Source organism: Treponema sp. (genome assembly GCF_045641405.1).
Classification (GTDB): Bacteria; Spirochaetota; Spirochaetia; order Treponematales; family Treponemataceae; genus Treponema_D.
Genome location: NZ_JAZUGX010000067.1, coordinates 104,382 through 129,089 on the forward strand (window position 1 = coordinate 104,382; position 24,708 = coordinate 129,089).

Annotated in this window: 16 protein-coding genes; 3 read left to right on the plus strand and 13 right to left on the minus strand. The window is 41.5% G+C overall.

The features are described from left to right. The first annotated feature begins 150 nt into the window (after positions 1-150). A complete protein-coding gene (gene pta / locus ACKI39_RS10795; protein ID WP_407400407.1) occupies positions 151-1,182 on the plus strand; it encodes a phosphate acetyltransferase in 1,032 nt (343 codons plus the stop codon). Between the two features lie 255 nt (positions 1,183-1,437). Here pta and ACKI39_RS10800 read toward each other — a convergent pair whose 3' ends face one another. Next, complete coding sequence (locus ACKI39_RS10800; RefSeq protein WP_407400409.1) at positions 1,438-4,677, minus strand: hypothetical protein; 3,240 nt, start codon at positions 4,675-4,677, stop codon at positions 1,438-1,440. A 398-nt stretch (positions 4,678-5,075) separates the two neighbouring features. Here ACKI39_RS10800 and ACKI39_RS10805 point away from each other — a divergent pair, with 398 nt between their 5' ends. After that, positions 5,076-6,560, plus strand: coding sequence for a phytoene desaturase family protein (locus tag ACKI39_RS10805; RefSeq protein WP_407400411.1), 1,485 nt, complete (start codon positions 5,076-5,078; stop codon positions 6,558-6,560). Between the two features lie 144 nt (positions 6,561-6,704). Here the strand turns inward: ACKI39_RS10805 and lysS are convergent, their stop codons facing one another. The 9 genes from lysS to ACKI39_RS10850 form a co-directional block, all read right to left on the minus strand. After that, positions 6,705-8,333: a lysine--tRNA ligase gene (gene lysS, locus ACKI39_RS10810; RefSeq protein ID WP_407400413.1), complete on the minus strand. Its 1,629-nt coding sequence runs from the start codon at positions 8,331-8,333 to the stop codon at positions 6,705-6,707. 282 nt (positions 8,334-8,615) lie between these two features. After that, positions 8,616-9,467 (minus strand): M15 family metallopeptidase, encoded by an 852-nt coding sequence (locus tag ACKI39_RS10815; RefSeq protein WP_407400415.1) that lies wholly within the window; start codon positions 9,465-9,467, stop codon positions 8,616-8,618. Next, positions 9,460-9,792 carry an STAS domain-containing protein gene (locus ACKI39_RS10820; RefSeq protein WP_407400417.1) on the minus strand — a complete coding sequence of 111 codons (333 nt, stop codon included), beginning with the start codon at positions 9,790-9,792 and terminating at the stop codon, positions 9,460-9,462. The genes ACKI39_RS10815 and ACKI39_RS10820 overlap by 8 nt, the downstream gene beginning before the upstream one ends. A gap of 14 nt (positions 9,793-9,806) precedes the next feature. Beyond that, entirely contained in the window at positions 9,807-11,984 is a 2,178-nt protein-coding gene (locus ACKI39_RS10825) for a PP2C family protein-serine/threonine phosphatase (RefSeq protein ID WP_407400419.1), read from the minus strand. Positions 11,985-12,002: 18 nt separating this feature from the next. Next, positions 12,003-13,403, minus strand: coding sequence for a PP2C family protein-serine/threonine phosphatase (locus ACKI39_RS10830; RefSeq protein ID WP_407400421.1), 1,401 nt, complete (start codon positions 13,401-13,403; stop codon positions 12,003-12,005). Between the two features lie 129 nt (positions 13,404-13,532). Beyond that, positions 13,533-14,690: a molecular chaperone DnaJ gene (gene dnaJ / locus ACKI39_RS10835; RefSeq protein ID WP_407400423.1), complete on the minus strand. Its 1,158-nt coding sequence runs from the start codon at positions 14,688-14,690 to the stop codon at positions 13,533-13,535. A gap of 104 nt (positions 14,691-14,794) precedes the next feature. Next, entirely contained in the window at positions 14,795-16,750 is a 1,956-nt protein-coding gene (gene dnaK, locus ACKI39_RS10840) for a molecular chaperone DnaK (RefSeq protein ID WP_407400425.1), read from the minus strand. A gap of 113 nt (positions 16,751-16,863) precedes the next feature. Beyond that, positions 16,864-17,472 carry a nucleotide exchange factor GrpE gene (locus tag ACKI39_RS10845; protein WP_407400427.1) on the minus strand — a complete coding sequence of 203 codons (609 nt, stop codon included), beginning with the start codon at positions 17,470-17,472 and terminating at the stop codon, positions 16,864-16,866. Between the two features lie 102 nt (positions 17,473-17,574). Further along, the gene (locus tag ACKI39_RS10850; protein WP_318691413.1) at positions 17,575-18,042 is read right to left on the minus strand and encodes a COG2426 family protein; all 468 of its coding nucleotides are present in this window, start codon (positions 18,040-18,042) and stop codon (positions 17,575-17,577) included. A 94-nt stretch (positions 18,043-18,136) separates the two neighbouring features. Between ACKI39_RS10850 and ACKI39_RS10855 the strand changes: the two genes are divergently transcribed. After that, positions 18,137-19,264 (plus strand): GDSL-type esterase/lipase family protein, encoded by a 1,128-nt coding sequence (locus ACKI39_RS10855; protein WP_407400429.1) that lies wholly within the window; start codon positions 18,137-18,139, stop codon positions 19,262-19,264. Between the two features lie 81 nt (positions 19,265-19,345). On the opposite strand, the gene ACKI39_RS10860 is transcribed toward ACKI39_RS10855, so the two are convergent. From ACKI39_RS10860 to glgX, 3 genes are all read right to left on the minus strand, one after another. Then, on the minus strand, positions 19,346-19,687 hold the full coding sequence (locus ACKI39_RS10860) for a hypothetical protein (protein WP_407400431.1): 342 nt from the start codon (positions 19,685-19,687) through the stop codon (positions 19,346-19,348). A 155-nt stretch (positions 19,688-19,842) separates the two neighbouring features. Continuing rightward, positions 19,843-22,290, minus strand: coding sequence for a glycogen/starch/alpha-glucan phosphorylase (locus tag ACKI39_RS10865; protein ID WP_407400433.1), 2,448 nt, complete (start codon positions 22,288-22,290; stop codon positions 19,843-19,845). Between the two features lie 187 nt (positions 22,291-22,477). Then, complete coding sequence (gene glgX / locus ACKI39_RS10870) at positions 22,478-24,613, minus strand: glycogen debranching protein GlgX (protein ID WP_407400436.1); 2,136 nt, start codon at positions 24,611-24,613, stop codon at positions 22,478-22,480. Between the last annotated feature and the right edge of the window lie 95 nt (positions 24,614-24,708).

A 24,708-nucleotide genomic window follows, 5' to 3' on the forward strand; every position in this document is an offset into this window, starting at 1 on the left:
TACCACATCCAGTGTGAATAGAATGTTAATGAAATTCCTGCGTCCACTTTTGGGATCTCATTTCAATTCTATGCCCATTTTCTATGAATTGCAAACTTTTTGACCGAGTGGTATTCTGTATGCAGATTTTTTTATTAAAGAAGGCAAATTATGGATTTTGTTAGTGAACTTAAGGAAAAGGCTAAGAAAGCCGGAAAGACAATCGTTCTCTGCGAAGGTGAAGACAAGCGCGTTGTAGAAGCTGCTTCCATCATCGTAAAGGAAGGCATCGCTAAGATCATTCTTTTGGGAAACAAGGAAGAATGCGAAAAGGTTGCTCCTGGTGTAGATTTGAGCGGAGTAACACTCATCGACCCGACAACAGATTCAAACGCAGACAAGTACGCAGAACTTTTGTTCAAGGCACGTGAAGGCAAAATCAACAAGAAGACAAATGCTCCAGAATATGCTGATGTTGCAGCAGCAAAGGATTATATCCTCAAGGACCGCACAATGTACGGTGCCCTCATCCTCAAGGCAGGAGATGCAGACGGTTTCGTTTCAGGTGCATGCCACTCGACAGCAAACACACTCCGCCCAGGACTTCAGGTAATCAAGACAGCACCTGGAATCAAGACAGTATCTTCATGCTTCATCATGGTAGCTCCAGAATCTGGAACCCCATACATCAAGGAAGGCGTTTCTGTATTCGGCGACTGTGCAATCAACATTGAACCAACAGCAGAAGAAATGGCAGACATCGCAATTGCATCTGCTGACACAGCAAAGAAGATCGCTGGAATCGAACCACGCGTTGCAATGCTTTCATTCTCTACAAAGGGATCTGGAAACGACAGCAAGTTCACAAACAGCGTTTCAAAGGTTCAGGAAGCAACAAAGATCGCACAGGAAAAGGCACCGGAACTCGCTCTCGACGGAGAATTCCAGTTTGACGCAGCAATCGCACCTGAAGTTGGAGAACTCAAGGCTCCAGGCAGCAAGGTTGCAGGTCATGCAAACACATTCATCTTCCCTAACATCAACGCAGGAAACATCGGTTACAAGATCTGCCAGCGCATGGGCGGATGGATGGCAATCGGTCCTGTATGCCAGGGATTTGCAAAGCCTCTCAACGACCTTAGCCGCGGATGCAATGTAGATGATATTATCGCCACAGTTGCAGTGACTGCATTACAGTCATAAAGTAAGCAAAGAAAGCCCGCGAGTTTTCGCCAGAAAACTCGTTAGTGAGCGTAGCGAACGACCAGCACTTCAGGCATAAAAAATAAATTAAGACTGCGAGTTTTAAACGCAAAGGGCTGTCTTAGAAGTTTTTGAAACTTCTAAGACACCCCTTTTTTTATCTCATCTTGATTTTTAGTATACGATCAACGGGGACAGACCCCTAACAATCTAATCCGTTAATTGAAAATCGGTTTGGGCTGAATCAACAACATCTTACTTTTGTTTTACATCTGTCATAATCATCTTTCCATCCGCAAAATGAACAATTATTGTGTAATAGGCTCCTGATGGTACAAAATCATAATTAGATTTTTCATAGGTAAATGGCTCACCTTCTGTATTTACTACAAGACCTGTTTCAATACCCTTAGTTACCCAATTAGTAGGATTTGAACCAAGATTCTTGGAACAGTACATGGTATGAACAAGGACAGGTGCATCGCACATAACTTCAATACCATTTAAGCCCCCTGTTATAACGTTTTTACGCTTAACCGGTATATTTTCCAAATAGTATTTTGGATATGCAATTACTATATTTCCAAAATATGGTTGCTTTGAAGTTACTGAGCTTTTTATAGATATTTTTATAAATTTATCCTTCCATTCATTATATGTAGTTGACTTAGATTCAAAACTTGTCAAATCTACCGAATAATTCTTATTTTCTTCATTAGATAAAAGATTTCTATTTAGTGGAATATACCACCGTAAAGATGAAGAACCTTTTATGGTCCTCCAGACCTTATTGTCTAAATAGTCAATCATTATATCTCCACTATCATTTGAAGAAGCAAATAAATGCTTTTCCCCATCAACCATATCCGAATAGACCGTTGTTGTTGCGGTAGAACTTTTGTTAGAACACAAGGCATTGACATAGGTATAATTATGCAGAGGCGAATTATCCTCTATTTTTACATACAAATTATAGTCATTTTCTGGCATGTCATCAAAAGGTAATAAAATATATTCTGGCCATTCTCCATTTATCTTGGTAAATGTTGTCGTTTTGCAAGGATATTGTTCTATTTCTTCTGAAGAACGTGCCATTTTTTTAGTTCCTGGAATAAAATAATACTGTAGTTGATATACTCCATCAGTATTTTTTAAGTCTGAACTATCTTTAGGGAATGTATAGAATAATAATTTTACAGCTCCAGAGGAATATGCATAATTCATGTAATTAGCATCTCTTATTTCGACAGCAGGAGGAGTGGTATCGTAAGTGCTCAAATCAAGGTTGGTATAATTTGTTCTAGATGTAATATTGCCGTCTTTATCACGGATAGCAGTATAAATTCTATATAATTGTCCTGAAGGCAACGACACATTATTCATATCACAATAATATTCAGTCCAATCTTTAGTGGAAATTGCTTTAATTAAATATTTATATTCAGAATTTAATTCTTGTGTATATAAAGTATCATTTTCATTATACAAAGTGACTTTAAGGTTAATATTTGGAACGTTTTGCTTATAGTTTAATACAGAAAGCTTTGCTTTATAAGGGACTTCATCAATGCTAGGCGGTTGCGTAGGATTTTCAATACCATTATAAACAACATTCAAATCACTATCACAACCAAATAAATACCACGAACTATAGGCATTTCGAGCGTAGGCGTAAACAGTAAACTTTGTTTTAAAATTATTTTCATCGAAATTACTATCTTTTGATGTAGTACAATATATTTCAGGATCTCCATTTGATCCCAAATTCAGGATACTCTCGAAAGGATTATTATGCCAATAACCACTAGAACTAGTAAGATAACAATACATCGAAGAAACAGATTGAGATTCAGAAGAGACATATGATGCCGCATAAACAGAAAGTTTTGTTTCTGCAGTTTCTTTTTTGATTTTAATTCTTGGAGTATTAGCTTTTGACGGAACAACAACTGTTTTTACCAGTGAATTTTTAAGAGCATCTTCTATTGTCATCTGTATATAGGCTTCAGCATAGGCATTTTTTGAAATCTTATATTTTCCATCTTTATGAGGAAAAATTTCTGTAAGATTTTCTTTGTCATATCCCCATGCAACCTTAGTAACAGTATTAAGATCATAATAATTTGTATTTGTTCCGTAGTACGTATCTATACAGCTTAATGTAGAAGATTTATTTATCACTTTAGGAAAAGTAAAGTCAAAGGTATCTATTCCATTTACCTCTTTTCTTGTTTCAGAAGACAGCGTTCCCGTTGCTCCGAATTTCGTATCATCTACTAACGTATCTTTTACTACATAGTAAGTTTTTTCAATATTTTTATTTCCTGCATAATCTTCAAGTCCAAACTCCAACTTTAAAATACCATCTTCAGGTGTTTGAAATGGGAAGCTAAATTTTGCAGAATATATATAATCTTCATTTTGCGTAAAACAATTGGTTCCAGCTGTATATTCATATGGAACAATTGTCGTATTATCTGTACCACTTACAAGTTTTATTAGCTGTTCTCTAACAAAAAGATTTTTTATACCACCGCCAGCATCATATCCTGTACAGACAACAGTAATCTGACTGGTATGATTAGTCTTAAATGTTTCTGATGTCCAGTCTGTAAATTGACTGTTTTCCATCTCTTCTGCTGTTGCATTTCCATCTGCTAAAGTTTTATATGCTTTAAAAGAACGAATCTCTGGGGCAATTTTATCCAGTGTTTTATTAATACGATAAGTCCAGGTTTTATCTTCACTAAAGTATGTATTACCCCCAACGGAAATATTGGAAAGCAGTAATGTTACCGTAATCTCTTTTTCTGTTTCCAATGAATCTTCAGGTATTATTAAATTACGTGAATTAATTGAAATAATGAGTGTACGTCCCCCATTATCCATTTTGGGTTTTGTAAAATAATAGAACGGGTTTTTATTGTCTATAAGATTTTTTCCACCAGCAGATATTTCGATGTTTTTAAATTGATCAAGTTCTTCATTATAAAAATCGCTTAATTCAAGTGCATAATTAAAAGTTATAAAAATACTGGAATCTTGAGAAACTGCAGTTCTATTATCATTTGGAAATTTTTCTGTAATATTTGGAATTTCGTAATAAGATGGTGTAATTGTAATTCCATTTGGGATATATTTTAAAACAGTAATTTTAGTTGTAGCAGAAGAATCTGCAAAAGAAACTACATCTCTAAGTTCTTTATTTGTACCATATTCAAAAACATTCCATTTTTTAAACACAAAATTATCTGCAGGAATATAAGAAATATCAAAGCTGTCTGTAATTTTCACATTTTTATCGTCAGTAGGTTTTATGGTTCCCGCTTTATTATCTACAACAAAATGAACTGACATTGATGACGAGTTTGAATACTCTATCTGTTTCTCAATCCTTTCTTTTAATTCACCGCCACTCAAGAAATTTTCACAAGAAAGAAACAAACAAACGACGGGAACAATAAATACACTTTTATACTTAACAAGATTATTCATAACACGTCCTCAATTACATCACTTTATTGTCTTTATTACTATCCTAGAAAATTATAACGGTTAAACTTAACTACGCCAAGTTCAATAATGTTCAACGGAGACAGAGCCTGATAATTCATAATTCATAATTCATAATTCATGGCCAACGGGGACAGACCCCGAATACTCGTTTATGTCAATTTTAATCCTTAGCTTTACAAACTGTAATTTCCATGATTCATATTTCAGTAAAAACTGAATTTATTGTAGGTTTCATGTGGAAGAAATCAAAGATACTGCCAATAAGTTCATTAAGTTTCAAATCAGCACAATTAAAAGAAAAAACAACATTTTACAAATCATACAGTAGATTTTTAATTTTTCTTTAAATTTGGACTAAATCACCTTACAATTTGGGTATGGCAAAAGTTTTAATCGTTGGTGCAGGATTTTCCGGACTTACAAGCGGAGTGTTTCTTGCAAAAAGTGGTTTTGATGTAACCATTTTTGAACAGCATACTATTCCAGGTGGACTTTCCCAAGGATGGGAACGCAAGGGATATAGGTTTGAAGGCGGAATGCACTGGCTTACTGGTTCCAGTCCAGACACTCCCCTTTATAAAGTTTGGAAAGAATGCGGGGCATTAAACGAAAACAATCCGGTTCATTTCAGAGATCCTTTTTACACATACTATGACGGAAAATCTTCCATATCATTATACCGCGATATAGATAAAACAATTCAAGAACTTACAAAAGCTTCGCCAAATGACAAAAGAGCAATAAAAAAAATAATGACTCAAGTAAGGATTTTTAAAAACGTATTTATGCCAATTGATGACATTAGAGGAATCAAAACAAGGCATCCAGTAAAATCAGACATAAGAAAACTTATTAAAATGTGGCACGCAGGACTTCTTGTAAACAGGTTAAAAAATACCAGTGCAGAAGAATATATAGCTGCAATAAAAGACGAACGAATACGACATCTTCTTCGCTCAGTTGTCGGAACTACCTATAATGCCCTCAGTTTTGTTTACACACTAAGAGGTTTCTGCCGCGGAGATTACGGAAATCCATATGGCGGCTCCTCAATAATGATTAACAACATGGTCAGTGAATTGGAAAAGGCTGGCGGAAAAATACTATTCAAGTCTAAAGTTCAGAAAGTCGTCGTAGAAAACGGCAAGACAAAGGGGTTGGTCGTAAACAATGATTTCATTCCCTGTGATGCAGTAATGGTTTCTCAGGACACACTGAGGGCTGCAGATGATTTGTTTGAAAGTCCCATTGATGAAAACTGGATAAAAAAAATGAAATCTTACCATCCAAGCCGCAACTGCATGTTTTTTGCCTGCGGTGCAGACGTTGATTTAAGTCAGTATCCGGAAAACATAATTATTCCAGCAGAAGATTCACTTGAACTTGGTGGTGAAAAGTTCACGGAACTAAGACTGAACAATTACGCCGGCAACGAGTTTTACAGTAAAAAGGGAACAAGCGTGCTTACCTGCGTACTTAGCGGATTCAGCTATGACTATTGGAAAAAAGCAAAGGCAGACGGAACATACAAGACATTGAAAGAAGAACATATCAACAAGGTTGTTGCAAGCATATGCCGTTACATTCCGGAACTAGAAGGCCACATTCAGGTAACGGACTTTGCCACTCCACTTACTTACGAACGATACTGTTCAAGCTGGCATGGTTCATGGATGAGCATATGGGGCAAAGGAAAACCAGCTTTCAACTATCCGCTCAAATCAAGGAGCATCAAGGGATTGTACTTTGAAGGGCATAGATCACAGATGCCAGGAGGACTCCCTGTTACGATACGTTCCGCACGAAAAGCAAGTCAATTGCTCTGCAGGGACTTTGGCCACTGGTGGCTTGAAAAAGACTAAAGCCAGAAAAAAGAAAGGGAATGTCCCAAAAGTATGTAGCGTAGCGCTCATTGAGCTTGTCGAAATGACTGCTACGCTATTAGTGGTGGTTTCGACAGGCTCAACCACCGTAAATCATACTTATTGGACATCCCCTTATTTTACTTAGTATACGCTGAGAATCTTGGCAAGCTTTTCCTTGCCGATAATCTTCATGAAGTTTGCAAGGCGTGGTCCCTGATCCTTTCCGATGAGGGCATGATACAATGCAGTAAACAAAGCCTTTGATTCAAGACCCATTTCTGTAGCAATATCATACATTGCCTGCTGGCATTCCTTGTCCAGAGCATATGTTCCAACCTTAGGAACAACTTCATCACGAACGCGGATAACAGCCTTTAGCATGTCGCCAGTAATGTCTTCTGCTTTTGAGCCGTCCTTGCGGAGCTTGAAGCAGAAATCAGGAGCACAGTCAGGAGCGCTTTCGTTGATCCAGTACCATGCGCAAGCACAGCGGCGGCGGAGACATTCTTCCTGCTCTGGCTTTACATCTCCAAGGGAAGCAATCACTGCATCAATGTCTCCATCATAAGTCTGGAGCAAAGTTGTCAAAAGTCTGAATGGAACCTGATATGGCTGAACCTTTGGCATTCCCGGTTCGATCTGGCTCAATTCGTAAATTCTCTTTTCGCGGAGAATGATTGATTCCTTCTTTGCAGGATCCTTTTCCTTTGGTTCTTCAAGTCCCCATACGATGCGTTCTGTCTTGTCGTAAGCTTCATAAACAGTAACAACATCAAGGTCAAAACTGATTGAGAATTCGTGGTCAACCTTGTTCTGGGCAAAGATATAGCGCAAAACTTCAGGCTGGTAAACTTCAAGAGCATCAACAAGGGAAATTACCTTACCCTTAGAAGATGACATCTTTGCTGGAACACCCTTAAGCTTAACGAAGTCATACTTCATTGTAACAGGTGCATCCCAGTTGTAGATTTTCTTTGATACAAGTTTTGCAGTGTCGTAAGATCCACCTGGAGAAATGTGATCCTTTCCGCCTGGTTCAAAGCAGACCTTTTCTTCTGCCCATCTCATCGGCCAGTCAACACGCCAGCCCAGCTTGATTCCGCCGAACTTGCGGATGTCTACAGTTTCTTCGCAGCCGCATTCACACTTGTAGCTTACGCCATATTCTCCGTCGTAGCCTGTGATTTCTGTCGTGTCCTTGTTACACTTTCCGCAGAAAATAGCAGTTGGCCAGTAAACATCTTCCGGCTTCATCTTGTGGTCGTCGTCGCGGTAATGGTTGAGACATTCCTTGATAAGCTCGCGGTTCTGAAGCGCATTCTTCATACCTTCTGCATAGCGGTTTGCACGGTAGCGCTGTGACTGATAAAGGAATTCTGGATGAATTCCTACGCGTGGAAGCTGCTTTTCAATGTCAACTTCATGGTGGCGTGCATAATTTTCGTCACGACCAAATGTATCTGGAACGGAAGTAATTGGATAGCGAAGATATTTTTCAAGTTCTTCAGGTTTTGGCATATTGCCAGGAACCTTGCGGAATACATCGTAATCATCCCATGAATAGATGAAGCGAACATTCTTGCCGCGATCGCGCATAGCACGAACAACAAGATCAACTGTGATGATCTCGCGGAAGTTACCGATATGAACTGTTCCTGAAGGTGTGATACCTGAAGCACAAGTGTAAGAATCCAGGTCACCCTTCTCCTTGATAATCTTAGCAGCCTGCTGGTCAGCCCAGTGGCACAATTCTTTAACATCTCTAGACATAATGACATAGAGTATAGTGAAAAAAATGACAAATTGGAATAGAAGAACACATGTAAAAGTTTTTTATGAAAACCTACCAGTCAGTACGAGTCTGGTAAAACCGCTAGATATCGTCGCTACATGCAAAGCCCTGCAAGGAAACTATCTTTCAGGGCTTTAAATGTTTTTGCCAGCCTCTTCCTTCCTTCTCAATTTTAATAAGGCTTAAAAAAAATGTTCTTCAATGAGTATTCGTAAATGAAAAAAAGTCGTCATCAAAAAGACAACGACTTTTACATGAAACTAATCAATGGATTTATTCCACTCATCGATAAATTCAAGCATGAACTGCTGGACATCGCCGAACCATTTTTTCTGGAAGCGGCAGGCATTGACACCTACATAACGAAAGTGCCAGCATTCCCACCTGTAGCCGGTAACATCTTCATATCCTTTTGGAAAAGAAAGGGACCAGCCGTAATCTGCGGCATTTTTATAAACCCACTGCCCCATTTCAGTATTGTCAAAATCATCGCTGATGCTGCCAAAGTCAATGGCAGTCGCAAGCTGATGCTGGCTTGTTCCAGGGCGGGCACTTTCACGCTCAGCTTCTTCAAGTCCATCAACACTGACCCAGTAGTTGAAAAGATTATCCTGATACTGGTACGAACGATAAACAGAACTTACAAGAAGGGTTATTCCGTCATTCTTTGATGCCAGAGCCATTTTCTTAAGCGCCTCGTATGCTTCAGGGCGGATGAACATGTTCTTCTTATTAAGGTTGAAAAGATCATTTGCCTTAAGTTCAATCAAATCCTTAGGAACGTAGCTGCTTTCAGCCTTATGCTTCTTGTCTATCAAAAAGAATAGGCTCTTGTCGTCGGAGCGAAAAGTTTTTTCTTCTTCAAGAATCACAGAAAGATCAGAAAAAAAATCAACCTGGTTATCCTTGATCAATCTGCAGAAATCGGCTGCCCTTGGATTCATCTTCGAAAGAACAGAATCAAGCCTTCCTGTATATGGATGGACCTTGACTACTTCCTTGGTTTCTACATTTTTTTCTGCAGCATAAGCCTTCTTTGAACATCCAAAGAACAGGATGGAAAGTCCCAAAAATCCTACAAACAATGGTGAATATTTTTTGATGCTATGCATCTTCAACCTCTGTTACAGAGTGGATCACATGGAAGGTATCCATAAAGCCCGTCTTACCCAATGCAATTCTTGTTGCTTCAGATGGATTCATGACAAAAAGCCTTGTACCGTTGTCATCTCCGTCAATATGACCTGCAATGATTATACCAACTCCAGTGGAATCGATTACCTGAACCTGTTCCATATCAAGAACAACATTGGAATCAATAATATACTGAGATACCTTTTGCTGAAGTTCAACGCAAGTATTGGAATTCATTGTTCCAGAAACTTCAAGAAGCATATAGTTTACGCCAACTTTTTCGCGTAGAGTTAACTGATCCATTTAGATGTTCCTCCTTATGCCCTGTTTCCAAGGTATTTGATGACAAGCATGGTAACGTCGTTTTCCAATTCCTTGGAAGCAAAATCAACAAGAACCTCATATGCAAACTTAGTCATCTTATCTGCTGGATAAGTTGAGTTGTCCATAAGAGCATTCTGGGTCCTAGTCTTACCGAAGATATCACCACGAAGCGACTTTGTATCAAGGATACCATCCGTTACGGACATGATGATGTCACCTTCTGCAAGCTTTACTTTCTTTACCTTAAGAAGTGGAGCTATATCCTTTACGAATCCGAGGATATGACCTTCACCCTGAACTTCAATTACGTTGTTGTATGCACGGGTATATACATAGAGGGCTGGAGAACCACAGTTTATGTAGTACAGCGTGTCGGAAGTAAAGTCCAAAAGACCGAAGATACCAGCAAAGAAAGTTCCCTTTGGCAAAGAGTCTCGTATAAAGACATTTACCTTTGCAACCAGCTTCTTGAAGTCAGTAGTCTCAGCAAGGTAGGTACGGATGATGGACTTAAGGATGACCATGCTCATGGATGCGGCAATACCCTTACCAGAAAGGGCACCGATGATAAAGATGTGGCGAGTATCAGTAAGTCGGATCATATCGACAAATTCACCACCAATGTTGTGGGCTGGAATCATAAGATAACCAGCATCGACCTTTTTGCTCTGGATGAGATCCATGTTTTCCTGGATGGAAGTGATGATCTGACCAGACATGCGGATTTCACGGTTGACGGTACCGACAACAGATTCGTTCATGATGTTCTTGATGTAGTAGCCTACAACAAAGAGGTTTGAATAATACTTGTTGAAGATTTCATAGTCGTAATCTGAATAGATGTTGCCGCTGGACTTTGGACCAAGAAGGATGAGACCGATGAAGTTGCGTCCTTCATTAAGCATGATGACAGCATCGGATTTAGTCTCATTGAAAAGGATTTCAAGCTTGCTCTTTATGGCGGCAAGGGAACCATGTCTTGTGACCTGTTCCTTAAAAATTACCTGACGGTGGGCATTCATGATAGCATCGCCTGTTGCGTGATCAAATGGAATTTCAACATTTGTATTGCCGTCAGAAGAATATACTACAGAAAGATTTCCAGTACCGTCATCCATTATGATTTTCATGGACGATGTTCCAAGGTACTTTTTGAAGATTCTGTATACGTCTTCAGTGATTTCCTGAGGATTCTTTGCAAAGTCAAGGGCTGTAATATCCTGTTCAAAACTTTCTGCATAACGTTTTGCACGGAACAATTCAGAATTACCATATACCTTTCTAAAGACTGTTTCGATTGCAACAACAACAACGACAACGGAAAAGAGAAGTATCGGATAAAGATATACGTATGTCTCGTTGTATGGAGCAAGGATAAAATAGGCAGCACCGACGATACAGACAGGAATAAGGAATTCGATAAGGAAACGAAGAAGTCCACGCATTACGCCACGGAAGTCAACAACCTCATCGTTTTCATTTGATCTGATGAAGAAGAAAAGCTGTGGAAGGAATCCAACAGGTGTAAGTGCGGTTATGTATGGCATGTACATCGAGCTTGACTTGATGAACTGAAAAACTGCCCATGAAAGAACAAAGCCGAAAACATTGTTCACCATATTCTGTCTAACAAGCTTCGCATTTGCATGTTCCGCACGCACAAGAACCATAAGAGAAACAAAGGCAGGGAACACAACCGTATAGAGCGTATAGAAGGCACTGAGCCAGGTAACTCTGAATGTACGACCCAAAGTTCTTGAGAAAATGAAACCAGATACAATCTCAAATCCGTCACGGGTATAGCCGAAAGAATTAAGTCCATTAGGAGCAAAGAAAGCAAAATAGCCAGCGCCTACAATGAATATGAACCTCATGACTTTCATGAAGGCGGTCCGCTTGTACTCAGGATACTTGAGCATATAGTCGCAGGATGATATGGCAAACCATCCAAAGAGGAAATATGTAATGCGTCCACCAATGAGTGCAAACTGCTTAGTTCCCTTCAATGTGAGGAATACTGTAAGAGCCATAAGGAAAAAGACGGAACTGCTGAAAAGAACAAGATTAACGAGAGATGCGGAACTCTGATACTTGCCCGACTTGCGATCTACCCTAAAGGACTGGAAAACAAGAATAACACCAATAAGGACATTCAAAAAAGCATAAATCATTTGTTACCTCTCCTACTCCTATCTTTCTACCTTTGCAACCATCATGGTCACGTCATCCCTAAGCTTCTTGCCGCCGTTGTAATCCATGATGAGATTTACAACATCGTCAATGAATTCCTTTGGAGACTTTGCAGCACTCTTCTTGATTGTATTTTCGTAGAGTTCGGTGTCACCAAGTTCTACGCCTTCATCATTCATAACTTCAGAAACACCGTCGGATGCCATAAGGATTACGTCGTCACGGAAAAGCCTTTGCTCTGCAACTTCAACTTCATCAATATCAATGATACCGACAAGGGAACAGTTTGAAGTCAAAGGCTTGATTCTGTAACCGCTAGGAGAATTTGTAATGATCAAAGGATCGGACATGGAAGCATTTACATAGCGGATGACCATTTTTTCAGTATCAACGACACCAAGGAAAAGAACCGTATATTTATCCTGAAGTTTCATTCCCTTGATGGCCTTATGGATTGCCATGATCATGCCAGGAAGATCTTCCTTGTCCTCAAGAATCTTTGCAGTATTCATAACGAGACCCATGACGAGGGCAGCGGCAAGACCTTTACCAGAAACGTCGCCAAGCATGAGCAATGTCTTTGTAGGTGAGATTGGAAGAACTGAATAATAGTCACCAGAAACGTTGACGAGCGGGCGATAGTATGCAGCGATGGAAAGCTTATCGATCTTTGGCATGTTGAGTGGAAGGAAGGACTGCTGTGTATCTGCAAGCTGCTTCCATTCACGGGAAAGGGATGCAATTTCAGAAAGATCAGAGATTGTCTTTGAGCGTTCAAGGAAGCGTTCGAATTCTTCTACGAGCGTCTTATAGATTTCAAGATCAAAAAGTCTTGTATAACGGCAGAAAACATAGAGATGAATTTTATTCTTTGAGAGAATGAATCCTCGGGACTGTGAAAGATTTGTAACGATACCGAACTCATCACCGATGAAGCAGTAACCGTCACGCCAGTCTGCAGGATAGTTAAGTTCAAGGATCCTCATGGTCTGTGACGAACAGGAAAGACGGTCTGGGCTGTTATAGAGAACATAGTTTTTTTCGCGGTCAACAAGAAGAACCGAACAGTCACCTTTCATCTCAAGTATGGAACCGATCGCCTCATAGAAATCATCAAGAGAATAGCAGAAACGCATCTTATCGATGAACTGATTGAGAATACCAGTTTCCTTAGTGAAAAGTTCCTTGTTTCTTATGAAGAAGAGAAAGTTTCCCTCAAGTCTGCCAAGAACAACTGTAATAACCGTAAAAACCACGCAAGCTGTAATGAAGCGGAAAAGTGCTGCATTAGGTCTCCTGTCATTCACATATGGGGTGATAAGGAGAATGATGACTGCAGCCAGAATCAAAGTTATGATTCCTGAAACAGTCTTTACAATGCGTTTTTTTGTCTTATACATCAATGCACCTCGTAATTTGACAATTAGCCGTTATTTATTATATCACAATTTCGAGAAATTTGAGAAAAAAAGTAAAAAAAACTGCCATCCAGAAAGCTGAATGACAGTACTATAATTTCATATAGGAAATCAATACAATGATTCGCGGGAAAGCAGCTCAGGAGAAGTCTCAGGTTTCTCAACCTTCTGGAATTCCTCCATAGCGGCGGCCTGCTGACGGCTTAGCTTTGAAGGAATCTGAACCATCACCTTGACTATCAGGTCACCCTTCCTATTTGATCCATCATAAGGAACGCCCTCACCCTTTACTCGAAGGAATTTTCCATGCTGAATTCCTGCAGGAACCTTTATGGTTATCTTCTTTCCATCAAGATTTTCAACTTCAATACTTGCACCAAGCACTGCCTGAGAAATGCTTACAGGCACAGCACAGTAAAGGTCATGCCCTTCTCGTTCAAAGAATCTATCGGAACGGACATTGATGACAATATGGAGATCTCCTGGATTTCCACCGTTAGTACCCGCATTACCCATTCCATGAATGCAAAGCTCCTTTCCCATGTCTACTCCACAAGGAATCTTGACATTGAGTGTTGTATGCTTTGAATACACACCTGAACCACGGCATGAATGGCAAGGATTATCTATCACGGTACCTGAACCACGGCAGTCAGGACAAGTCTGCTGGACAACAAAGAATCCCTGAGATCTTCCTACCTGACCACGCCCATGGCAAGTTGGACAGGTTTTTCTTGAAGAACCAGCGGCTCCACCTGTTCCCTTACATTCTGGACACTGCTCGTCACGGCTGTAGGAAATATCCTTCTTGCAGCCATATACGGCTTCCTTGAAGTCAACATGAAGATCATAGCGAAGGCTTGCACCGTCATTGCTGCTGCGTGAAGAACGTCTGCCTCCACCAAAGCCGCCGAATCCGCCGCCTCCACCGAAAATGCTCTCAAAGATGTCGCTGAAGCCACCGCCTCCCATTCCACCGAAGATGTCGCTGAAATCATGGAAGGCATGTGAATAGCCGCCAGCACCTGCACCGCCCATTCCGTCAAGACCTGCAAAACCATACTGATCATACACAGACTTTTTCTGGTCGTCGCTGAGAACTTCGTAGGCTTCAGTAGCTTCCTTGAATTTCTCCTCTGCTTCCTTGTCTCCAGGATTGCGGTCTGGATGATATTTCATGGCAACCTTGCGGTAAGCCTTTTTGATTGTGTCTTTATCAGCGCCCTTGTCTACTCCGAGCACTTCATAATAATCACGTTTGTTAGCCATTGTTTTTTCCATAAACCACAAAACCTGAAAAAGCAAATCACTCTTTCAGGTCCTGCGAAAAAGAAATGTCTCGCGGTCTTTCGCAAGAAAAAACCGCAGTTATATTAGTTCTTTACTTCGTATTCAACATCATCTGCGCTTGAAGCACCCTTGAATCCAGAACCTGCATTTGCACCTGGATTAGGGCCAGCACCAGCACCCATGTCAGGACCTGCACCCTGAGCACCAGCTGCACCCTGCTGAGCAGCCTGAGCCTTATAGAGTTCCTCTGCCATCTTGTAAGATGCCTGCTTGAGGGCTTCTGCCTTTGCCTTGATGTCTTCGATGTTGTCGCTCTTGAGGGCTTCCTTAAGTTCGTTAAGGGCAGCTTCAATCTTAGACTTGTCGTCAGCAGAGATCTTGTCGCCGATTTCCTTAAGTGACTTTTCTGTTGCGAATACAAGACCGTCAGCTTCGTTCTTAGCATCGATGCTTTCGCGCTTCTTCTTGTCTGCTTCTGCGTTAGCTTCTGCGTCCTTCTTCATGCGTTCGATTTCTTCTTCTGAAAGTCCGCTTGAAGATGTGATCTGAATGTGCTGTTCCTTTCCAGTTCCGAGATCCTTAGCAGAAACATGAACGATACCGTTTGAGTCGATGTCGAAAGTAACTTCAATCTGTGGAACACCGCGTGGTGCTGAAGGAATACCTTCAAGGTTGAAGTTTCCGAGTGTGCGGTTGTCTGCAGCCATTTCGCGTTCACCCTGGAGAACGTGGATTGTAACTGCTGTCTGACCGTCAGCTGCTGTAGAGAAGATCTGGCTCTTCTTTGTAGGAATTGTTGTATTTGCTGGAATGAGCTTTGTGCAAACGCCACCGAGTGTTTCGATACCAAGTGAAAGTGGTGTAACATCGAGGAGGAGAACGTCCTTAACGTCACCTGCAAGGATACCACCCTGGATTGCTGCACCAATTGCAACAGCTTCGTCTGGATTGACTGCGCGGCTACCTTCCTTTCCGAAGATGCTCTTTACGATTTCCTGAACCTTAGGCATGCGTGAAGAACCACCAACGAGAATAACTTCGTCGATCTTATCAGGAGTGATTTCAGCATCCTTCATTGCCTTCATACATGGTTCGCGAGTTCTTTCGAAAAGTGGATCTGTCATCTGTTCGAACTGAGCACGTGAAAGGGACTTCTGGAGGTGCTTTGGACCTGTTGCGTCAGCTGTGATGAATGGAAGGTTGATGTCTGCTGTAGCCTGGTTTGAAAGGCTGATCTTTGCATTTTCTGCTGCTTCACGGAGACGCTGGAGAGCCATTGAGTCATTTGAAAGGTCGATTCCAGAATCATTCTTGAATTCTGAGATGAGCCAGTTAACGATTGCACGGTCCCAGTCATCGCCACCAAGGTGTGTGTCACCGTTTGTTGACTTTACTTCAAAAACACCGTCTCCGAGTTCAAGGATGGAAATATCGAATGTACCGCCACCAAGGTCGTATACTGCGATTGTCTTGTCCTGCTTCTGATCCTTGTCAAAACCGAAAGCAAGGGAAGCTGCTGTTGGTTCATTGATGATGCGCTTAACATCAAGACCTGCAATCTTACCTGCATCCTTTGTTGCCTGACGCTGTGCATCGTTGAAGTATGCAGGAACTGTGATTACAGCTTCTGTAACTGCTTCACCAAGGTAATCTTCAGCTGTCTTCTTCATCTTCTGAAGTGTGAAGGCAGAAATTTCCTGTGGAGAATATTCCTTTGCAACGCCGTTTTCCATAACTTCAACACGAACATCTTCGCCGTGATCCTTTACTGTATATGGAACAAGCTTTGCTTCGCCTGTAAGTTCACTGTAACGATGACCGATGAAACGTTTGATAGAATAAATTGTGTTCTTTGGGTTAGTAACCATCTGGTTCTTTGCTGGAAGGCCTACGATTCTGTCTCCCTTTGCTGTGAAACCAACGATAGATGGAGTTGTGCGTCCACCTTCTGAGTTCTGGATAACAACTGGCTTTCCGCCTTCCATTACTGCTACACATGAGTTTGTTGTTCCCAAGTCAATACCGATAATCTTTCCCATCTTATTCCTCCAATTCATAATTCACAATTCATAATGCACAATTTTCAAGTCATACGAATTACAAATTATTTCATTATATTTCCTTTATCAATTAATAATCATGCAATAAATAATTATGCATTATCCTTTGGCATTGATACCATTACTTTTGCGTGGCGGATGACACGGTCCTTAAGCTTATACCCCTTGAGGTAAACTGCCTTAAGTGTAGGTTCTGCCACATCTTCATCAGCCTTTCCGATTGCTTCGTGGATGTCAGGATCAAACGCATCACCTGCTGCCCCGTAAGAAACAAGGCTGTACTTGGTTTCAAGCATGCTGATAAGGGATTTGCTGATCATTGAAACGCCGTCTGCAATTGCTTTTGGATCTGTTGCTGTTGCCGCTGCTTCAACCGTGCGGTCAAAGTTGTCAAGGCTTTCAAGAAGATCCTTGAGAAGGCTTGTATTTGCATAATCGAAAGCATCCTGTTTTTCCTGAATGGCTCTTTTTCTGTAGTTTTCAAAATCTGCCACACGACGGAGAACTTCTTCCTTGAGCTGAGCATTTTCTGCTTCAAGGACTGCGATTTTTTCTTCAGGTGTAAGCTCCTTTTCTGCAGTTTCTTCAGCTGCTTCAGCTTTTTCAGCCTGATTTTCTTCTGTCGACTGTTCTTCAACAGTTTCATTCTGAGTTTCAGGAACTTTTTCTTCTTCCTGCTCTTTAATTTCTTCCTTAGACATCTTAACTTCCTAATTCTATGTAATAAAAAAATAAAAAAATTACGCCAAATCGTCAATAAATTCTGATAAATTTTTTGTTATATTTACAAAATCCCGTTAAATTCAGCCTGCAAAAGAGAAAACTCCCATGCTCAAGGCCATCATTATGAGCCCGGCAAACAGAACCCCAGCCATAACTGCAATCACAGTATCCTTGAACTTCATGTCAAGCAAGCTTGCGGCCAAAGTTCCAGTCCAGGCACCAGTTCCAGGCAAAGGAATGCCAACAAAGAGGAAAAGAGCAACAAAAAGACCTTTGCCTGCTTTTGACTCAAGTTTTTCACCTGCTTTCTGACCTTTCACAAGGAAGAATGTACAGATTCCGCCGATAAACTTCTTGTCCTGTCCCCATTCAAGAAATTTTCTTGCAAAAAGATAGATGACAGGAACAGGAAGCATATTCCCCACAATACAAATAATGTAGGACTGAATTATAGGAAGGTCAAATCCCTGAGAAACTGGAATGGCACCGCGAAGTTCAATTAGCGGAACCATGGAAATAAAAAATACAATGAGATATTTAGTCAGCATGGGGGGATTCTAGCAAATTTCGAACGATTATGGAAGAAAATTGAAAGTTGATTTTCTTTTCTGTATACTAGGGCAATCAGATGGAGAACGACCAATGAACAAATTTTCAAAATGGGTTTCTACATGGGGAACCGCAACATCCATAACAGACAGGCGCGAAGCGGTTTATGCAAAGGACATTACACTCCGCTACCCCATCCGACTCTGTTTTGACGGAAACAAAATAAGGGTTCGCTTTTCAAACCTTACAGGAACAGAAGATGTAAAAATTGAAAAGGCATTTGTTGGCAACCTTCAACTCAAACAGAGGGGACAGACCCCTATTACAATTCCTGCAGGAAAGGAAATCACCACCGATGAAATCGATTTTGCTGCAAAGGCGGGACAGACAGTCAACATTTCTCTCTATTTGAAAGACTGCACCCAGATGAACGCAGGCACCTTGGTTACAGGTCCACTTTCAGGCGGAATTTATGCCTACGGTGATTTTGCAGAAGCAGTAGAATTTCCCGAGGACTTGTGCCGTCCTACTTCCTGGTATTACTTTTTGAACACCGTTGATATTTTTACTGAAGAAAAAAACAGGGCCCTTTGCTGCTACGGAGATTCCATCACTGCACAGGACTGGCCTGACTACCTCCAGAAGGAACTTGAGCAGCGGGGAATAAAGGACATTGCAGTGATCCGACGTGCCGTATGCGGAACAAGAATCCTCCGTCAGTACGACTGCATCACATATCAGGCTTATGGACTCAAGGGAGAGACAAGATTCCCAATCGAGACAAACATTGCAGGGCTTGAGTCGGTAATCATTCAGCACGGAATCAACGACATCATCCATCCCGTTGGCGTTGAGGTAAACAAGTTCCGCCCAATGACAGACATGCCTACCTTTGATGACCTGAAAGGCGGTGTTGAAATGCTGTATCTGGACCACTGCAAGAAAAACAACCTGAAGGTATATAGCGGCACTCTGCTCCCAATTTACGGATGGAGAACCTACGAAAAATTCCGCGAAGAACTGCGTGTGCAGTTCAATGAATGGCTAAGGACAAGCAAAAGCTTTGACGGCTGCATTGATTTTGACCAGGCAGTCCGAGATTCTTCCATGCCTGTAAAATTTGCCGAAGGTTTTGACAGCGGAGATCACCTGCACCCAAGCAAGGATGCATACAGGGCAATGGCAAAGGCCGCCGCGGATTTTATTGAAAAGAATATGTAAAAAATTGATGTCGTGGGAAAAGCACTTGGACCGTATGTTCCGTCCATGTGCTTTTTTTTTATTTTTCAAGAAAAGATTTCACTAACGGTTATAAATTTCAAAAACATTATTTTCGATGCAGGTTGCAGCCTCAATTACTTTTTGATAATCAATCTCCAGAACTTTACCAATCTGTTCAAAAAGGAAAGGCGAATAATCTGCATGCTCCGACATTATAAAGACAACTTCATTGCAATCCATTTCAACAGCAAGGCACATGTCGTCATACACAGGCCCCATATCTGTAGTTAGGACAATCATTCTTTTTACGGAAGCAAGACTATAAATGTGGCCCACACCTTTTTCAACAGCATGAATCTCACCGTCCTTCAGATACAGCGAATCACTTTCATTTTCAATCCTTATTTTTTTTACATCGCTCATTTAATCATTCCATCCCTAATTATCCCCTGAGGAGACCTCCGGATCAAGTCCGAAGGTGACATTGAAAGTTCGTAGTGACATCGAACAAAAAAGGCTGCCGTAGTTTCCTACAGCAGCCTTTCCTTTTTTCACCTAAGAAGCCTTTGGGCTTTCAATTACTTTACAGTAACCTTCTTGAGCTTCCAGATGTCCTTAACGTAATCTTCGATTGTGCGGTCAGAAGAGAACTTGCCTGAGTTGGCAATGTTGAGGAGACACTTGCGTGCCCATGTCTTCTGGTCTGCATATTCCTTTGCAATCTGTTCCTGTGCCTGACAGTAAGAATCAAAGTCTGCAAGGAGGAAGAATACGTCTGCTGGCTGTCCTTCAACACCATAAACGATAGAGTCATGGATTTCCTTGAAGAGCATTCCGCTTGGATCGTATGTTCCGTCAACAAGCTGGTTTACAACCTTTGCAAGCTGTGGGTTGCGGTCAAGGTACTTCTGTGGGTTGTAAGTATGTTCGCTCTTCATCTTGATGATTTCATCTGCCTTAAGACCGAAGATGAATGCGTTTTCTTCACCAGCTTCTTCAACGATTTCAATGTTTGCACCGTCGAGTGTACCGATTGTAAGGGCACCGTTCATCATGAACTTCATGTTTGAAGTACCAGATGCTTCGTAACCTGCAGTAGAAATCTGTTCTGAAACATCAGATGCAGGGATGATTTTTTCTGCAACGGATACGCGATAGTTTTCTACGAATACTACACGGAGCTTGCCGCGAACACGGCGGTCGTTGTTAACGCGGTCTGCAACTGCATTGATCAACTTGATGATTGCCTTTGCACGGCGGTAACCAGAAGCTGCCTTTGCACCAAAGATGTATGTATGTGCAGGAGGGTTGTAGCTTGGATCTTCAACAATCCTGTTGTATTCATACATGATATGGAGCACGTTCAAAAGCTGTCTCTTGTATTCGTGGAGGCGCTTTACCTGTGTATCAAAGATGCTTTCAGGATCAAGGAATTCATTCTGTGTGTGCTTGAGATATTCAGCAAGCTTTTCCTTGTTGTGTCTCTTGATTGCAATGAGTTCGTTGATTGAAGCTTCATCGTCTGCAAACTTTTCAAGTCCCTTAAGGAGAGAAAGTTCCTTTTCCCAGCCATGGCCGATTCTCTTTGTGATGAATTCTGCAAGTTCTGGGTTTGAAGAAAGGAGCCAGCGGCGCTGTGTAACACCGTTTGTCTTGTTGTTGAACTTTTCTGGATACAATGTGTACCAGTTCTTGAGTTCCTGTGTCTTGAGGAGTTCTGTATGGAGGGCAGCAACACCGTTTACAGAGAAACCTGCGTGGATTGCGAGCCATGCCATGTAAACCTTTCCGTCATGGATGATTGCCATGTGGTTCTGGTTGTAGTAGTCCTCAGGGAACTTCTGGCGAAGTTCGATTACGAGGCGGCGGTTGATTTCTTCGATGATCTGGTAAACACGTGGAAGGAGTCTCTGGAATACATCGATAGGCCACTTTTCAAGAGCTTCAGCAAGGATTGTGTGGTTTGTGTATGCGAATGTCTTTGTAACAACATTCCATGCATCATCCCAGCCTACATTGTATTCATCAAGGAGAATGCGCATGAGTTCAGGAATTGCAACAACAGGATGTGTGTCGTTGAGCTGAATTACATGGTATTCGTGGAACTTAGAGAAGTCCGTACCAACTGTATTTACATAGTGATGGATGAGGTCCTGGAGAGAAGCACTTGAGAAGAAGTACTGCTGGCGAAGACGAAGTTCTTTACCCATAGGGCCGTTGTCGTTTGGATAGAGAACGCGGCTGATGTTTTCTGCATCGTTCTGGCGTTCTACGGCACGGTGATACTGCATGTCGTTGAAAAGCTGAAGGTCAAATCCGTTTGGAGAAGATGCCTGCCAGAGGCGGAGTGTGTTTACTGTATTTGAACCGTAAGCAACGATAGGCATATCGTATGGTGTAGCAATGATTTCTTCTGCATTTTCAAGATAGAAGCGGTCCTGTCCGTCAGGAGTCTTTCCATACTTGATCTGTCCGCCAAATTTTACTGTAACTGCAAGGTCAGATCTCTTTGTTTCCCAAGGGTCGCGGTGCTTGAGCCAGTTATCAGGATATTCAACCTGGTAACCGTCTTCAATGTGCTGCTCAAACATACCGTACTGATAGCGGATTCCGTATCCGTGTCCTGGGTATTCGAGTGTAGCAAGGGAATCAAGGAAACATGCTGCGAGACGTCCGAGACCACCGTTACCAAGACCTGCATCAGGTTCTTCATCTTCAACAAGGTCATAGTTGATGTTCATTCCCTTAAGAACTTCCTTAACCTGATCCATGATACCAGAGTTGATAAGGTTGTTTGAAAGGGCGCGTCCCATCAAGAACTCAGCACTGAGGTAGCAAAGCTGCTTTGTAGGCTTGGCTTCATAGGCTTTGCGTGTTTCCATCCAGTTAGGCATGATGATTTCAAGGGCACTTGCACTTACTGCATCGAAAAGGTCATGCTTGTTAGCCTGTGAGATGTCCTTTCCGTACTGGCGTCTAAGACGGGCTGTAAGGTTTTCCTTGAACTGTTCTGCATCAAAAGTCATATATTTCCTCCGTATTTGAACTTTTGTTGTTTTCTGTTTTTAAAGATACATATTATGTATCTTCCGAAAGTATATATGGAAACGTTTCAAATATGCAAGCGTTACCATAATTTTTTCATTTCTGCTAATTTTTTTATCAAAATCAGGGACAAAAAAGTTACTTTTGTCCTAAATTCCGAGCCAACCGCTATTTTGCCACAAGTACCAGCATGGAATTTGCAGGCAGAATGTAACGTTCCTGAGCAAGAAGTTCTTCTGCATTAGCAACGTCAAGAATGCAGCTTTCATCCTCGATTGAAGTATCTGCAACCCTGTACCACTTACGTCCGTCCTTAATAGTTGGAAGACGAACCATGGCATCATTGCGGTCAGTATTTGCAGCCACAAAGAAGTCGTTGTCAGGAACTTCCCCTTCCTTAGCATAGGCAATGCCAGAAAGCCTGAAAGCCAGGAACCTTGAAATCTTTCCCCAGTCAGGATTGCTTCCATCAGGTGCGAACCACTGGATGTCTGGAGTATTCCCCCTGTCTCCGTGGAAGAATTCCTCCCTGTGGAAAATCTTATGCTCTCTTCTAAGTTTAATAGCTTTTTTTGTGAATTCAACCAAGCTGTGATTAATGTTGCAATTGCCCCAGTCAAACCAGCTGATGTCGTTGTCCTGGCAATAAGCATTGTTGTTGCCCTGCTGACCTCTACGGAATTCATCGCCGCCAAGCAGCATAGGAGTTCCCTGGGAAACCATGAGTGTGAGTATATAGTTCCTCATCGCCTTGTTGCGGTTGCGTTCAATGACAGGATTCATCGTAGGACCTTCATACCCGTTGTTGTAGCTCCAGTTGCTGTCGGTACCGTCGCGGTTGCTTTCACCATTCTCATCGTTATGCTTTCCGTTGTAGCTTACAAGGTCGTTCATTGTAAAACCGTCGTGGCAGGTAACATAGTTGATGCTATGGCATGGAGTTCTTCCGCTGATTGTAAAGAGGTCGCTTGAACCGCTGATTCTTGTAGCAGCACCTGTAGAACAGAATTCATCACCACGCCAGAATCTTCTGATGTCGTCACGGAAACGGTCATTCCATTCTGCCCATCTTCCACCAGGGAAACCGCCAAGCTGATATGCTCCACCCGCATCCCAAGGTTCAGCAATGATTTTTGTATTGTGAAGGACTGGATCTTCCGAAATTGCGTTGGTCAAAGGAGCCCAGTTCATGATAATTCCGTCTGTACCGCGAGTCAAAATTGAAGCAAGGTCAAACCTGAATCCATCGATGTGATAGTTCAAAACCCAGTGACGCAAACTGTCCAGAACATAGTTTCTCACTACAGGATGATTGCAGTTCACTGTATTGCCACAACCAGAAAAATTCATGTAGTAATCCTTGTGGCTTTCAACAAGGGTGTAGTAAACGCTGTTTTCAAATCCGCGGAAATTGAGAGCCACCCCGTGTTCGTTACCTTCTGCTGTGTGATTGTAAACTACATCGAGAATCACTTCGATTCCGGCCTTATGGAATTCCTTTACGAGATTCTTGAATTCATTTACGCATCCGCCCGGTGTTTTGTCTGCAGCATAGGAAGCTTTTGGAGAGAAGAAGTTGATGGTGCTGTAACCCCAGTAGTTCTTCATTCTTTCGCCAGTACGAGGATTTACATTGCTGTTTTCAAATTCATCGAATTCAAAAATAGGAAGAAGTTCAACTGCAGTAATTCCAAGTTCCTTAAGATATGGAATCTTCTGTGCAAAACCTGCATAAGTTCCAGGAAATTCAACGCAGGCATTTTTACCCGCCGTAAATCCCTTGAGATGAACTTCGTAAATGATGCTTTCAGAAAGAGGCCTGTTGATAGGTCTGTCCCCTTCCCAATTGAATTCATTATCATCAATTACAACACACTTCGGGAAAAGATGATTCGGACGTTCTTCCGTCTGGCTTATATCAATTTTATCCATTACAGGCTTGTAACTTGGTGGAAGATTATAAAAAAGCGAAGTGCTTGTGATTGCCTTTGCATAAGGATCAAAAAGATTTGCCTTTGGATTGAACCTGTGACCTGCAGAAGGTTCAAAAGGTCCGTCAATTCTGTAAAGGTAAAGGGCACCTTTCTGGATTCCGGGAATGAAGGCATGCCATACATCACCTGTCTTGTTTACCTTTGGGTCAAAAACGAACTGACTGCAGGGAACCGTATCATCCTGATTGCTGTAAAATTCTATTGTTACTCTCGTTGCATTCCTTGAAAATACGGCAAAATTTACGCCGTTTCCGTAAAAAGTTGCTCCAAGAGGAATTGGACTGCCAACTTGTGCGTTTAAAGTTTCCATAATAGGAAAATTATAACCGACAAAACGGGAATTTTCCATTTTTTTAGGTAATTTTTATACAACAATTCATAATTCATAATTCATAATTCTTAATT

What these genes read in the sequence shown, in the direction of transcription:
- pta (WP_407400407.1), top strand. Translation starts at nt 151, where the DNA reads ATGGATTTTGTTAGTGAACTTAAGGAAAAGGCTAAGAAAGCCGGAAAG.
- ACKI39_RS10800 (WP_407400409.1), bottom strand. Translation starts at nt 4,677, where the DNA reads ATGAATAATCTTGTTAAGTATAAAAGTGTATTTATTGTTCCCGTCGTT.
- ACKI39_RS10805 (WP_407400411.1), top strand. Translation starts at nt 5,076, where the DNA reads ATGGCAAAAGTTTTAATCGTTGGTGCAGGATTTTCCGGACTTACAAGC.
- lysS (WP_407400413.1), bottom strand. Translation starts at nt 8,333, where the DNA reads ATGTCTAGAGATGTTAAAGAATTGTGCCACTGGGCTGACCAGCAGGCT.
- ACKI39_RS10815 (WP_407400415.1), bottom strand. Translation starts at nt 9,467, where the DNA reads ATGCATAGCATCAAAAAATATTCACCATTGTTTGTAGGATTTTTGGGA.
- ACKI39_RS10820 (WP_407400417.1), bottom strand. Translation starts at nt 9,792, where the DNA reads ATGGATCAGTTAACTCTACGCGAAAAAGTTGGCGTAAACTATATGCTT.
- ACKI39_RS10825 (WP_407400419.1), bottom strand. Translation starts at nt 11,984, where the DNA reads ATGATTTATGCTTTTTTGAATGTCCTTATTGGTGTTATTCTTGTTTTC.
- ACKI39_RS10830 (WP_407400421.1), bottom strand. Translation starts at nt 13,403, where the DNA reads ATGTATAAGACAAAAAAACGCATTGTAAAGACTGTTTCAGGAATCATA.
- dnaJ (WP_407400423.1), bottom strand. Translation starts at nt 14,690, where the DNA reads ATGGCTAACAAACGTGATTATTATGAAGTGCTCGGAGTAGACAAGGGC.
- dnaK (WP_407400425.1), bottom strand. Translation starts at nt 16,750, where the DNA reads ATGGGAAAGATTATCGGTATTGACTTGGGAACAACAAACTCATGTGTA.
- ACKI39_RS10845 (WP_407400427.1), bottom strand. Translation starts at nt 17,472, where the DNA reads ATGTCTAAGGAAGAAATTAAAGAGCAGGAAGAAGAAAAAGTTCCTGAA.
- ACKI39_RS10850 (WP_318691413.1), bottom strand. Translation starts at nt 18,042, where the DNA reads ATGCTGACTAAATATCTCATTGTATTTTTTATTTCCATGGTTCCGCTA.
- ACKI39_RS10855 (WP_407400429.1), top strand. Translation starts at nt 18,137, where the DNA reads ATGAACAAATTTTCAAAATGGGTTTCTACATGGGGAACCGCAACATCC.
- ACKI39_RS10860 (WP_407400431.1), bottom strand. Translation starts at nt 19,687, where the DNA reads ATGAGCGATGTAAAAAAAATAAGGATTGAAAATGAAAGTGATTCGCTG.
- ACKI39_RS10865 (WP_407400433.1), bottom strand. Translation starts at nt 22,290, where the DNA reads ATGACTTTTGATGCAGAACAGTTCAAGGAAAACCTTACAGCCCGTCTT.
- glgX (WP_407400436.1), bottom strand. Translation starts at nt 24,613, where the DNA reads ATGGAAACTTTAAACGCACAAGTTGGCAGTCCAATTCCTCTTGGAGCA.